The organism is Moorena sp., from assembly GCF_982860115.1.
The window spans coordinates 1-13,025 of record NZ_CEYLVT010000208.1; the positions used below are offsets into that span (position 1 = coordinate 1).

The 13,025-nt window shown below is 42.2% G+C and carries 12 protein-coding genes; 9 read left to right on the forward strand and 3 right to left on the reverse strand.

What is annotated here, in order from left to right; translation table 11 throughout:
* Positions 1–121 precede the first annotated feature (121 nt).
* Together AC4II3_RS25855 and AC4II3_RS25860 are read left to right on the forward strand one after the other, a co-directional pair.
* Positions 122–709, forward strand: coding sequence for a Uma2 family endonuclease (locus tag AC4II3_RS25855; protein ID WP_488013192.1), 588 nt, complete (start codon positions 122–124; stop codon positions 707–709).
* 142 nt (positions 710–851) lie between these two features.
* A complete protein-coding gene (locus AC4II3_RS25860; protein ID WP_488013194.1) occupies positions 852–1,007 on the forward strand; it encodes a hypothetical protein in 156 nt (51 codons plus the stop codon).
* Positions 1,008–1,021: 14 nt separating this feature from the next.
* Here the strand turns inward: AC4II3_RS25860 and AC4II3_RS25865 are convergent, their stop codons facing one another.
* Positions 1,022–1,690: an ATP-dependent Zn protease gene (locus tag AC4II3_RS25865; protein ID WP_488013197.1), complete on the reverse strand. Its 669-nt coding sequence runs from the start codon at positions 1,688–1,690 to the stop codon at positions 1,022–1,024.
* 493 nt (positions 1,691–2,183) lie between these two features.
* Positions 2,184–3,053 carry a M15 family metallopeptidase gene (locus tag AC4II3_RS25870; protein WP_488013199.1) on the reverse strand — a complete coding sequence of 290 codons (870 nt, stop codon included), beginning with the start codon at positions 3,051–3,053 and terminating at the stop codon, positions 2,184–2,186.
* Here AC4II3_RS25870 and AC4II3_RS25875 point away from each other — a divergent pair.
* From AC4II3_RS25875 to AC4II3_RS25905, 7 genes are all read left to right on the forward strand, one after another.
* Positions 3,023–3,787, forward strand: a complete 765-nt coding sequence (locus AC4II3_RS25875; protein WP_490722926.1) for a TetR/AcrR family transcriptional regulator — start codon at positions 3,023–3,025, stop codon at positions 3,785–3,787. The two genes, AC4II3_RS25870 and AC4II3_RS25875, sit on opposite strands and share 31 nt — an antisense overlap.
* A 91-nt stretch (positions 3,788–3,878) precedes the next feature.
* A complete protein-coding gene (locus tag AC4II3_RS25880) occupies positions 3,879–4,535 on the forward strand; it encodes a peroxiredoxin-like family protein (RefSeq protein WP_488013203.1) in 657 nt (218 codons plus the stop codon).
* Positions 4,536–4,791: 256 nt separating this feature from the next.
* Complete coding sequence (gene trxA, locus AC4II3_RS25885; RefSeq protein ID WP_488013205.1) at positions 4,792–5,139, forward strand: thioredoxin; 348 nt, start codon at positions 4,792–4,794, stop codon at positions 5,137–5,139.
* A gap of 160 nt (positions 5,140–5,299) precedes the next feature.
* Positions 5,300–5,899 carry a glutathione binding-like protein gene (locus AC4II3_RS25890; RefSeq protein ID WP_488013207.1) on the forward strand — a complete coding sequence of 200 codons (600 nt, stop codon included), beginning with the start codon at positions 5,300–5,302 and terminating at the stop codon, positions 5,897–5,899.
* Positions 5,900–6,374: 475 nt separating this feature from the next.
* Complete coding sequence (locus AC4II3_RS25895) at positions 6,375–7,466, forward strand: hypothetical protein (RefSeq protein ID WP_488013209.1); 1,092 nt, start codon at positions 6,375–6,377, stop codon at positions 7,464–7,466.
* A 445-nt stretch (positions 7,467–7,911) separates the two neighbouring features.
* Positions 7,912–9,390 carry a pre-peptidase C-terminal domain-containing protein gene (locus tag AC4II3_RS25900; RefSeq protein ID WP_488013211.1) on the forward strand — a complete coding sequence of 493 codons (1,479 nt, stop codon included), beginning with the start codon at positions 7,912–7,914 and terminating at the stop codon, positions 9,388–9,390.
* Positions 9,391–9,798: 408 nt separating this feature from the next.
* A complete protein-coding gene (locus AC4II3_RS25905) occupies positions 9,799–11,277 on the forward strand; it encodes a pre-peptidase C-terminal domain-containing protein (RefSeq protein ID WP_488013213.1) in 1,479 nt (492 codons plus the stop codon).
* Between the two features lie 259 nt (positions 11,278–11,536).
* Here AC4II3_RS25905 and AC4II3_RS25910 read toward each other — a convergent pair whose 3' ends face one another.
* Complete coding sequence (locus AC4II3_RS25910) at positions 11,537–11,911, reverse strand: hypothetical protein (RefSeq protein ID WP_070396775.1); 375 nt, start codon at positions 11,909–11,911, stop codon at positions 11,537–11,539.
* Positions 11,912–13,025 lie beyond the last annotated feature (1,114 nt).

Genomic DNA, 13,025 nt, shown 5'->3' on the forward strand with positions numbered 1-13,025 from the left:
GCAATAGGCAATAGGCAATAGGCAATAGGCAATAGGCAATAGGCAATAGGCAATCCGATGATTAAGAACTAATAATTATACTTACGGTCAACAGAATAACAAAAGCAAATTTTAAATACCAATGCCACTAAAAGCTGAACCCAAATATTATTCTCCAGAAGACTATTTAAAACTAGAAGAAACAGCAGAATACAAGAGTGAATATCGGGATGGAGAAATTATACCAATGACTGGTGGCACTACCAATCATAATCAAATTGCCCTTAATATTGCTACCCTTTTCAAACTTGGATTAAAGGGAAAAGAGTACAAAGTTTACATTGGTGATGTGCGTTTGTGGATACCTCGTTACCGTCAGTATACCTATCCAGATGTTATGGTGATGCAGGGTGAACCGGTTTACACAGGTAAGGGGACAACTACAGTAACGAACCCGATGTTAATTGTCGAAGTTTTATCAAACTCTACTAAAAACTATGACCAAGGTGATAAGTTTTTATACTATCGTTCCATCTCAGAGTTCAAAGAATATATTCTAATCGAACAAAGTGAGTATCGTCTACTGCAATATACTAAAACTGCTACCAATCGATGGCAGTTCACTGAGTATGAATCAGAAAATTCCGTTATTTCTCTAAATTCCTTAGAGTTAGACGTTTCTTTTCAAGACCTTTACGAGGGGGTAAATTTTCAACTTACTCAAGATTAATTTTTTTATTAATCATTAAACTTGCTCCCTCCTCTACCATTTTACCATTCAAGCTATCCTACACCAAACGCCTTTGGCCAACAACCCTTCAACCTTGATAATGACTAGGGTGTGTTTTAAAACTATAACCACAACAAAATTAATGGGATTTATAACATATTTGAAAAACCTTAATAACTATAATAATAATTCCCTCTCCCCACACCTCCGATCACCTACCACACCTCTTTCTCTTTCCCGACTCCCGACTCCCGACTCCCGACTCCCGATTCCCGATTCCCTACTCCCTACTGCCTAACTACAGCGCTATAGTTACTGAATTACCTCATAGCACTCTGCCACAGATGCCCGTTTTTCCATAGCAGCCACCAGTGCTTCATAAGATTCCCAGTGTTCAGTAATCATACTAGTCGCCTGACGCTCAGCCCATCGTGCTTTAACTGAGTACTCACTAGCAGAAAAACCTAACCCTTCCAAAGCATCTCGGAGTTTGTCGCAGTCTTCTGCTCCTCCCTCAAAACTCTCATAGACTATAGTTTCTGCAGCAATGCCTGCCATCCAAACCGTGCAAAATCGATCTAAGGTTAATCGCATTTCCCGAAGACTAGAAGCCTTAGCCGATAGTGCTTCAGTATCAAAGGTCACACCACCATTACCCAGTTGTCCCTGCTTCAAAGCTTCCCAAGCACTTAAGGTGTAACCAGTGATTGGAATACCAAGTAAGTAAGCCACCAGAAAATGACCCGCTTCATGGCGAATTATGCGTTCGCGATGTTCAGGATTGGTACTCGCCAATACATCTAACAGCAGCGTTAACCCTTTCCCTTGGAAGCTGAAGCCATCTAGGGTAACAAGACTCAAGACACCAAAAGTAGTTACCGCAGGGATTGCCGGAGAAATATTCAACAGTGGTCCTAGCAAAACCGAAAGGGTCATGCCAAAAACACCAATAGCAATTAAATTCAGCGCAATTTGTTGCATTTGTTCTTGGTTACTTGTTCGTTCATTGTTAGTTATATCATGTTTGTTTGAACAATTGTAAATAGTAGGGAACAGGGAACAGGGAACAGGGAACAGGGAACAGGGAATAGGGAATAGGGAATAGGGAACAGGGAAGCGATAAATATTAGGAATATTACCTACTATCTATTTATGAACATTTTTTGATATCATCTTTATCTAAACATGAGATAAATTTTTAAGTATTAATTGCAATTTTTACTGTGGATCAAATTATCCAAGCCTTTCATACTTCATATTTAAACCTTGGCCAAAAGGCCACGGGTGCGCGTTCAACCAGCTAACCTTCAACCAGATAACCTACCCTAGGGTAACGCCACGGGCGAACAACCTTTTTGAATTAAGAATTAAGAATTAAGAATTAAGAATTCTACAGTCTGCATTCTAAATTCTAAATTCTACATTCTAAATTCTACAGTCTGCATTCTAAATTCTACATTCTGACAGACAACCTTCATACTTCATCTTCAAACTTTGGTGTATCCGATGGAGGAGAAGGAGCAGGTGTAGGTTTCTTACCTTTGTAGAACGTTTCCAAGCTCTTGGTATCTCCGACAAACCTCCAGTGCCAAGGCTCATAACTAATTCCTTGGGGATTGTCTCTAGGAAAAGACAACTCAAAGCTGTAGAAAGCCGCATTCTTTTCCAACCACTTAAAAGCTGCCGTATTCTCAAACTCAGGACTCAGGTTGGTAGCTGGTGTCATGGCATCCCCAATATCGATCGCATAACCAGTGTGATGCTCACTGTAGCCAGGAGGAGCACTTACCTCAGCCCGTTTACTAGCCACCTGTCCTCGCTGTTCCTTTACTTGAAAAAACAGGTACTTTTGCTGGTCCACCGAACGGAAACCCGAAATTGGCACTAGGGTTACCCCCTGTCTCCTTGCTGCTGCGGCCATTGCTTTGTATTTCCGAGCTGCTGCAGCCTCCAGTTTGATCCGGCCATCACGGGTAATTGGTTCCAGTTGTGAGCTTAGCACTTCAGAGTAAGGTAAGTGTCCCAGAATGTTATCAGCATTATTCCCCGTATTGTTTAGACTAGCTTGTGGATTCTGTGAACTAGCTTCTGTCTGACTTTGAGTCGATCTTGCTTTACCAGACGGGGTGAGATTGGACTGAGCTTCAGGAGTTGGTTCCATTGGAATCAGGCTAAAGGCGATTCCTCCTATTGCCAATAGTCCAATAATGAGTAAGGTGACCTGCCAACGAGACCGGGGTTTGATATCCTGTCTATCCCTTACTGCCTCTGGAATATCATCTACTACTACCTCTGTTACCTCAGAAAGGTTTGGTGGTTCGCCCGGGAGACCTGGGTTATTCAATAGTCCACTCCTGCACTGACATCCAAATTATTACATTTATTTATTACATACTTATCGTTACTGAAAATCCCAGCAGTGTCAGGGAAGCAACTGGGTTACTTGACCAATCGTTCCAGAATTGTTATAGTAAAGATACGAGTTCAGCAATGGTGATGGCAAGGCACAAAACCTTTGACCCAGAAGATGTCCTAGAAAAAGCCATGGAAACCTTTTGGCTTTATGGCTATGAAGGAACCTCAATGCAGGACTTGGTCAAAACCATGGGGATTAACCGAGGCAGTCTATACGACACCTTTGGTGACAAACGTTCCCTATTCCTGGCTGCGATCGCTCATTACAATGATACCTGTGTTAAAAATGCGATCGCATGCCTAGAAGCCCCCACAGCCTCAAAGCAAGCCATTATCGACTTTTTCTACAACCTCATCGAAGGGGCTGTAGACGATAAAGACCATCGAGGCTGCTTGCTCACCAACACCGCTGTTGAACTGTGTCCCCACGATCCACAGACTAAATCCCGGATTGCTGCTAATTTGCGCTCAGTGGAAAACGCCTTTAAAAAAGCCTTATCCACAGCAAGGGAGCAAGGGGAAATCACAACCAACCATGACCTTCAGGCATTAGCCCAATATTTCACCAGTAGTATACAAGGGTTGCGGGTTATCTCCAAAGTCAACCAAGACCCAGAAACCCTAAGAGCTATTGTCAAGGTCATACTTTCCGTTATCGATTGACAGAGTAAATTGACAGAGTAAATTAACAGAGTAAATTTTTTTACTCTTAATTGGAACGATTGTTCAAATATAATCTAACTAGGAGGAAATCATGACCTTAACCCAAGACTTGATTAACCTAAATACCCAGCTTAGCGCTAAGCTACCAGAAGAAGCCAAAGCCATCATGGCAAAAGCAGGGGAAGAGCTCGCTAATTCTGGCATTGTAGACAATAGCCTCAATGTTGGCGACAAAGCCCCTAACTTTACCCTGCCTAATGCCGTAGGTAAACTGGTAGAATTGCAAGACCTACTAGCCACCGGAGCCGTAGTCATTTCCTTCTACCGGGGTCAGTGGTGTCCTTACTGCAACCTAGAATTACGAGCATTGCAGCAATTCTTACCAGAAATTCAGAAATTAGGTGCAACCCTAGTCGCTATTTCCCCTCAAACTCCTGATAATTCCCTGTCCACTACAGAGAAAAACCACCTAACCTTTGAAGTACTCAGCGATGTTGGGAATAAGATTGCCAAAGAGTTTGGTCTAGTCTTCACCGTACCAGAAGAACTCCGACCAGTTTACCAAAGCTTTGGCATTGATTTACCTGCCCACAACGGCGATGAAACCTTTGAATTACCCATTGCCGCCACCTATGTGATTAATTCCGATGGAACCATCACCCATGCTTTCGTTGATCTAGATTACACCAAGCGACTTGACCCAGAAGAGATTGTCAGCGCATTACAAACCCTGGCTGTAGCCGTATAAGTAGCTCAATCAAAATCGTAAGTATATGCTTACGACACTACCAGCACCTAAATGTTGTGTAGGGTGCGTTAGGGGCGGGCTAGCACTCATTTTCTACCTCTTCCGCCTTGTTGAGACAGCCCGCACCGTAACGCACCACCGCGTCAAACAGCAAATATGAGATACACCCTCTTCATCCAGGAAATCAATAATGCTGAATTCATCAATAATTCAGTCAACAGTCAACAGTCATTCCTAGTTTAGGAGAAATTGAACTATGTCAGAAACAGCCAAATATATAACCCTAAATTACGATAACTTTGAAACCGAAGTCCTCAACAGCTCCATTCCAGTCATAGTAGATTTTTGGGCACCATGGTGTGGTCCTTGTCGGGTAATGAATCCAATCGTCACTGAATTAGCCACAGAATTTGATGGAGTTGTCAAAGTAGGCAAATTAAATGTTGATGACTACGAACAACTAGCCAGCAACTATCACATTGAAGCAATTCCTTCTCTGTTGTTCTTCAAGCAAGGTAAAGTAGTTGAGCGCTTGGAAGGTCTTGTGCGGAAACCGGCTCTGGTTGACAAAATTAATGCCCTAACTAATCTCATTTCTGTTTAAAGAGGTAACAGAGGATTATCGGATAATGGGTAATAGGTAATGGGTAATATTTACTAGTTTATTGTTAATAGCTAATTGCCCATTATTATTTCCATTTAGGGAGTCAAAAATTGTGGCAAAAACTTAAATAACTTCAGGGATAAATTTAGAGAAACTAATCATGATTGACCTCTATACCTTTTCCACACCTAACGGACGCAAACCTGCCATCATGCTCGAAGAAGTAGGACTTCCCTACACCGTTCACAAAATTGACATAACCAAGGGAGAACAGTTTACTCCCGAATATGTAGCCATCAATCCCAATAGTAAAATTCCTGCTATCCTTGACCAGGATACTGGTATAAAAGTTTTCGAGTCAGGAGCAATTCTAATTTATTTAGCAGAAAAGACAGGCAAGTTGTTGCCAACCGATACAGCAGCAAGAATACAAGTGATTGAATGGCTGATGTTCCAGATGGCAAGCGTTGGACCAATGTTTGGTCAACTGAGTCACTTTCGACGCTTTGCTCCAGAACAGATTCCCTATGCTATTGATCGCTATGAAAAAGAAACCCTACGTCTGTTTGGTGTCTTAGATCAGCAATTAGGAAAACAGGAATTCATTGTTGGAGACTACTCCATTGCCGACATAGCTACCTATCCTTGGGTAGCTGCCTATGAGTATTTGGGAGTCACCCTAGATAAGCATCCCCACCTCAAACGCTGGGTCGAGACAATGCAGCAGCGACCTGCTGTGGAACGGGGCATGGCAGTTTAAAGGTTTGTTGAAAGTTGAAAGTTGAAAGTTGAAAGTTAAAAGTTAAAAGTTAAAAGTTGAAAGTTCAAAGTTGAACCTTATTAATCCTAGCTGGGCAGTGCCTACCAACCCAATTGCCAACTGATCTGATCTGTCTGCTGCACTGCCCACACTACATCAACTAAAATGCCGGTCTACCACTATTAAATCTGGTGTATCCTATTCAAGGATATCAAAAGCTTGTTTTAGTGTTTCGTTAATTACACAACAGGCGGATTTTTGTGATCATTCAGCTAATTTCGTTACAGTACGCTTGACCCGTAATTAAAACTGTTTTGCCACGGGTCGCACTGCCAAAATTAAGAGCTGATAAACTTGGCTTAAAAATAAGTAGGTGGGCTTAATTATCTGTAGAATAGCGAGGGTGCATCTCGCTTTTTTACAAATATGAGATGCACCCAATAACGAATACCGATTGAGTTCAACTGCAACTACTTTGACTAGCAAACCAAATACCTATCAGCCCTTTAACCCCAACCAAGTCTTTTCTCTCAACAGCAACCCAGGAGCAGACCACATTATCTACCTCGACTTTGATGGTCACACCACCACAGGTACTGACTGGAACGATGACGACGGAAATCCTATTATAACCCCTGCTTATGACACGGATGGGGATACTTCAAATTTCTCCACTGCTGAGAGAGAGAGTATTTGGCACATTTGGCAACGGGTGGCAGAAGACTTTATTCCTTTTGATGTTAATGTGACTACTGCCCAACCTTCCGATGACCAACTCAAAAAAACCAGCGATAGTGATTCCCAATGGGGCATTCGCGTTGTGATTGGCGGAGATGGTTCCTGGGATGGCCCAGGTGCCCTTGGTGTGGCTCATCTTGATTCATTCAACGACTACATTGATACCCCTACCTTTGCTTTTTCAGAGAATGCGGCTGGAGACAGTCAGGAGGTAGCTGAAACTATTAGCCATGAAGTTGGTCATACCTTGGGTCTTGAACATGACGGTCAGTTCAGCAACGAGTACTACGAAGGTCATGAAAATGTCAATGACCAAACAGCGTGGACTCCTATTATGGGAAACGGCATTAACAATCTAACTCAATGGAGCAAAGGTGAGTATACCGGTGCCACCAACAAAGAAGATGACCTAGAAATAATCACTTCGCAAAATGGTTTTGGCTATCGCGAGGATGATTATAGCAACAGTCTCATCGGTGCAGCAGCGCTATCCATCAATGATGGTGAGGTAGAAACTTATGGCATTATTGAACAAAATAACGACATTGACTGGTTCACCTTCAATTCAACAACGGGCAACATAGACCTATATATTGACCCTTTTGAGCGAGGACCTAATTTAGACATTCTGGCTAACCTATATAATGCATCCGGTCAACTAATTAGCTCTTCTAATCCCATCGGTTATCTGTATGCTAGCTTTTATTTTGACCTCAATCCAGGACAGTATTATCTAAGCATTGAGGGTACTGGCCAAGGAGACTTAGATACCGGATATAGTGATTACGGCAGTTTAGGGCAATACTCTATTACTGGTACGATTGCTTAAATCCTGCAATATTTAGCCTTATAAACTTTCCTCAACATCGTCCGGAATCAAAGGGTATGTTGAGGATGTATAGTAATCCATAAGAGTTAATTTATAGCTAATTTATAGTAAATATTATTAATAGCTCAAATCCCTTGACAGATATGGATTTCAGGGAACAGGGCGTGCCTAAGGGCACTAATCGATGAAAGCCTTGCAGCGCCAGGGTTATAGCTTAGTTTACCAATCAGCTCTGACAACTGTGATAATTAAGCTAATTTTGTTACGGTGCGCTTTCCGTAGACGGAAAGCGCACCGCCAAAATTAAGAGCTGATAAACTTTGCTTACAAATATTACAAAACTAGGTTTGGTTTATTACTGTGTAAATGTAGTTAAGCGCAAATCAAATTAATTTTTTGGGCTAATTTACATTGCTTTTCACAGAAAAAAAACCAGGAGTTAATCATGGGAAATTTCGAGGATTTAGGCACTTTCACAGGTAATTCCATCATCCGCAATGGGGATATTAGGATATTAGACCGCAGTGATGTGTTTAAGTTTCGCGTCTCAAACAACGCTCAAATTAACCTCAATCTATACAATATCAGTGCCGGTGATGATGCTAACCTCAGACTCTATCAGGACACTAACAACAATGGCATCTTGGACTTTGGCGACCAAAAGGTGGCTAGCTCTTTACAGGGTGGCAATGCTAACGATGTGATCAACTACAGTGCTACCAGTGGCACTTACTTTGCCCAGGTAAGACGCTACGCTCGTGGTAGCAATGGTATTGTTTCCTATGATTTAGAGTTGTCTGGAAGTACTACCACTACTGGAACTGGCACTACCCCAACTAGCAAACCAAATACCTATCAGCCCTTTAACCCCAACGAAGTCTTTTCCCTCAACAGCAATCCAGGGGCAGACCACATTATCTACCTTGACTTTGATGGTCACACCACCACAGGTACTGACTGGAACGATGACTACGGAAATGCTATTGTAACCCCTGCCTATGACACGGATGGGGATACTTCAAATTTCTCCACTGCTGAAAAAGAGACTATTTGGCATATTTGGCAACGGGTGGCAGAAGACTTTAGTCCCTTTAATGTAAATGTGACTACTGCCCAACCTTCCGATGACCAACTCAAAAAAACTAGCGGTAGTGATTCCCAATGGGGTATTCGCGTTGTGATTGGGGGAGATGGCTCCTGGTATAAACCAGGTACCGTTGGTGTGGGTTATATTGATTCATTCAACGACGACATTGATACCCCCACCTTTGTTTTTTCAGAAGTGTATAACGGCAGTGAGAAAGGGGTGGCTGAGACCATTACCCATGAGGTAGGTCATACCTTGGGTCTTGAACATGACGGTAATTTTACCACCGAGTATTACAGTGGTCATGGCAGCGGCCCAACAGGATGGGCTCCTATCATGGGGAATGGCGATTTTAAGGATTTAACTCAGTGGAGCCAAGGTGAGTATACCGGTGCCACCAACAAAGAAGATGACCTAGACATCATCACTGGGCAAAATGGTTTTGGCTATCGCGGGGACGATTATAGTAACTCGCGAACCGGTGCAGCAGCGCTATCTATCAATGATAGTCAGGTGGAAAATTATGGCATCATTGAACAAAATAACGACATTGACTGGTTCCAGTTCAATTCAACAACGGGCAACATAGCCCTAGGTATTGACCCTTTTGAGCGAGGAGCTAATTTAGACATTCTGGCTAAGCTATATAATGCTTCTGGTCAACTGATTAGCTTCTCTAATCCCATTGGTTCTCTATCCGCTAGCTTTAATGTTAACCTCGATCCAGGACAGTACTATCTAAGCGTTGAGGGTATTGGTCAAAGAAACCTAATTACTGGCGGATATACTGATTACGGCAGCTTAGGACAATACTCTATTACTGGCACTATTGCTTAGATCCTGCAATCTCTAGGCTTAGACGCTTTACTCAAAATCTTCCGATATTAAAGGGTATGTTGAGGATGTATAGTAATCCATAAGAGTTAATTTATAGCTAATTTATAGTAAATATTAATAGCTCAAATTCCTTGATAGATATGGATTTCAGGGAACAGGGCTAAAACTGGACCGAATTCCTGAAATCCTTCCAGTGCCATGGTTATAGCTTACTTTTGCAATCAGCTCTGACAACTGTGATCATTAAGCTAATTTCGTTCAAAATTAAGAGCTGATAAACTTGGCTTAGAAATATTATAAAACTAGGTGTGGTTTATTACGCTGTAGCTTTAAGAAAGCGCCAGTAAAATAAACGTTTTAGACTAATTTATATTTCTTTTCACAGAGAAAAAAAGTCAGGACTGAATCATGGGGACTTTCGAGGATTTAGGCACTTTCACAAGCAATCTCATCAGCCGCAATGGGCAGCTTAGGCTCTTAGACCGCAGTGATGTGTTTAAGTTTAGGGTCTCAAACAACGGTCAAATTAACCTAAATTTATACCATATAAGTGCGGGTAATGATGCTAACCTCAGACTCTATCGGGACACTAAGAATAATGGCATCTTGGACTTTGGCAACCAAAACGTGGTTAGCTCTTTACAGGCTGGCAATGCTAACGACGTGATCAACTACAGTGCTACCAATGGCACTTACTTTGCCGAGGTAAGACCCTACGCTGCTGGTAGCAATGGCATTGTTTCCGATGATTTAGAGTTGTCTGAAAGTACTACCACTACTGGAACTACTGCAACTACCAAACCAAATACCTATCAGCCCTTGAGCCCGAACCAAGTCTTTTCCCTCAACAGCAATCCAGACGCAGACCATATTATCTACCTTGACTTTGATGGTCATACTACCAGAAATACCCTATGGAACCAGAACTTTGGGAGTCCCATTGTGACCCCTGCCTATGACACGGATGGGAATACTTCAAATTTTTCCACTGCTGAGAGAGAGACGATTTGGCACATTTGGCAACGGGTGGCAGAAGACTTTAGTCCCTTTAATGTGAATGTGACTACTGCCCAACCTTCTGATGACCAACTCAAAAAAACCAGCGATAGTGATTTCCAATGGGGCATTCGCGTTGTGATTGGGGGAGATGGTTCCTGGTATCAAAAAGGTACCGGTGGTTTGGCTTATATTGATTCATTCAACTGGGACACTGATGCCCCCGCCTTTATTTTTTCAGAGAATCGCGCTGGAGGTAGTGAGAAAGCAGTGGCTGAAGCTATTAGCCATGAAGTAGGTCATAGCTTGGGTCTGAGACATGACGGTAATTTAACCAACCACTATTACAGTGGTCATGACAATGGCAATGTCGAAACAGGGTGGGCTCCTATTATGGGAGAGGGCAACGATAGAAATCTAACTCAATGGAGCCAAGGTGAGTATAACGGTGCCAGCAACCAAGAAGATGACCTAGACATCATCACTGGGCAAAATGGTTTTGGCTATCGCCTGGACGATTATGCTAACAGTCGAACCACTGCAGCAGCGCTATCTTTCAATGGTGGTCAGGTAGAAACTTATGGAATCATTGAACAAAATAATGACATTGACTGGTTCGAGTTCAATTCAATTACGGGCAACATAGCGCTAGATATTAAGCCTTTCGAGCGAGGAGCTAATTTAGACATTCTGGCTAGGCTATATAATGCTTCTGGTCAACTGATTAGCTCCTCTAATCCCATCGGTTCTCTGTCTGCTAGCTTTAATCTTGACATCAATCCAGGACAATATTATCTAAGCATTGATGGTACGGGTCTTGGAAACTTAGCTACCGGATATAGTGATTACGGCAGCTTAGGACAATACTCTATTACTGGTACGGTTGGTTAGAGATACTCTTAAATGTTCTCATCAAAAAACCCGGTCAAGACCGGGAAAATTGCTGAAAAACCAATCAACTTACCAAAGCTTGGCCTTATTACAAAAAATCGTGGGATGTTTGGAAGCCCCGTCTATGAAGGGGCTGGGTGCTTACCCTTGATGACCTTTAGAGGGAAAAGAGAAAACTTTTACCCAATGTTTAGATCCTAAAAGGTCATCAATTATTAACATTCCCAGACTTGGGCCAGCTCAGACACCGTTTATCTAACTATCTGATAATGTTACAGGTGAGGGGGCAAGCCGCATAAACCGGAGTCTGGATTAGATCAGGCTCGCCATGTAGCCAATTTAACCAACTAACTTCCTTAGGATGAACCCCCTTAAAGGTTAAGACTCCTGCACCTAATATCACTGCTAAAACATTTACTCCAATCAAACTCCCTGCTACGAGTAATACAGCACTAACCGGCAAAATCGATTGTAGAGCGATCGCTAACAGAGAGCCAGCGGTAACCATCAATACAATCAACGGAAAACCGACAACCAGTAAGCAAACTGCCAAGGTAAATGCCCAAATTAAAAAGCTTTTGACCACTGCTAATGAATCAGTTTGTGTAAAGCTTTGACTTGTGGTTAATGCCATGGTGTTTTCTCCAGTAATCATTAAAAAAAAAATGAATTGACAGTTTCTGCCCTTACTTGACAGGGTCTGTCCTTGAGTAAATTCTTTGATTTGAAATTTTCTAGGTGAGTTTCAGTATAGGTAAAATTTTGATGAAGATGAACCTTTTGTCAAAAAAGTTTACAGTCAATTCGTCCGACCTATGTATCAAAATTGTTACAATCGTTAAAACCCGTAAATTATTGGTTATCTTAAGAGAGACCGATAATCTACCATTAGACAGATGAATCAATTTTTCATCGCTGATATCTAGACCGAAGATATAGACCGAATCAGTTATAGCGTGATAGTTAGAGTTATATAGACCGAATCAGTTATAGAGATAAGTTATAGAGTCCCAAGAACAACAAAGGGAGCTAGGGTCGGCAATCGGATCAGGATGGGTGAGGGGTTGACTCCGATTTGCTTAACATTTGTTATAATTTGCTTAATATATATTATCCAAATTGAGTAGTTTTATCATATTAAGCATAATTACTCATATTAGGTATTTGTGATTAGGTCTTCCCCCCCCCGTCCCTTGCTCAATCGTCATCTTAGGGGTGCTTTGAATTTTAGGAACCCTTTGCTTGCGCACTGACGGCTTGGTCCGGGCCCTCACGGTGATATTAAATCTGGTTTTGAGCAGGGGAGAAGGTTTTAGAGTTTTTGCTGCTTACTCAAAAATAAACAAAAATAAACAATAAATCAACAATTTAAATGGGTGACAGCTGACCAATTTCAAAAAATAGTGCTATTAACACATCACCTCATCACCATTTATAGCTCTAAGAAATGAAATTGGTGTATAGCGTTTCTTATACTTATCAGGTAAACTCAAATTTCTTACCCCGACTCCCGACTCCCAGGGAGTGCGCGTTCACGCTTAGCTTTGAAAAAGCGCGGGGTCGCACCGCTCCCGACTGCCCCAACTACCAACTCCCGACTCCCTCGGTGCCCTTGACTCCCTAATGCGATTAACCTGAGGGGGTGACAACAAGGCTAAAAAATAGACAGGGTATGGGGTGTGGGGTGTGGGGTGTGGGGAAAATAGAAGCGATGCAGAGGTGCGACCCGTGGCGAATTTAATTCGCCT

Bases quoted from the DNA above. Each gene is read 5' to 3' on its own strand.
- AC4II3_RS25855 (WP_488013192.1), top strand. From the start codon at position 122: ATGCCACTAAAAGCTGAACCCAAATATTATTCTCCAGAAGACTATTTA.
- AC4II3_RS25860 (WP_488013194.1), top strand. From the start codon at position 852: ATGGGATTTATAACATATTTGAAAAACCTTAATAACTATAATAATAAT.
- AC4II3_RS25865 (WP_488013197.1), bottom strand. From the start codon at position 1,690: ATGCAACAAATTGCGCTGAATTTAATTGCTATTGGTGTTTTTGGCATG.
- AC4II3_RS25880 (WP_488013203.1), top strand. From the start codon at position 3,879: ATGACCTTAACCCAAGACTTGATTAACCTAAATACCCAGCTTAGCGCT.
- trxA (WP_488013205.1), top strand. From the start codon at position 4,792: ATGTCAGAAACAGCCAAATATATAACCCTAAATTACGATAACTTTGAA.
- AC4II3_RS25890 (WP_488013207.1), top strand. From the start codon at position 5,300: ATGATTGACCTCTATACCTTTTCCACACCTAACGGACGCAAACCTGCC.
- AC4II3_RS25900 (WP_488013211.1), top strand. From the start codon at position 7,912: ATGGGAAATTTCGAGGATTTAGGCACTTTCACAGGTAATTCCATCATC.
- AC4II3_RS25905 (WP_488013213.1), top strand. From the start codon at position 9,799: ATGGGGACTTTCGAGGATTTAGGCACTTTCACAAGCAATCTCATCAGC.
- AC4II3_RS25910 (WP_070396775.1), bottom strand. From the start codon at position 11,911: ATGGCATTAACCACAAGTCAAAGCTTTACACAAACTGATTCATTAGCA.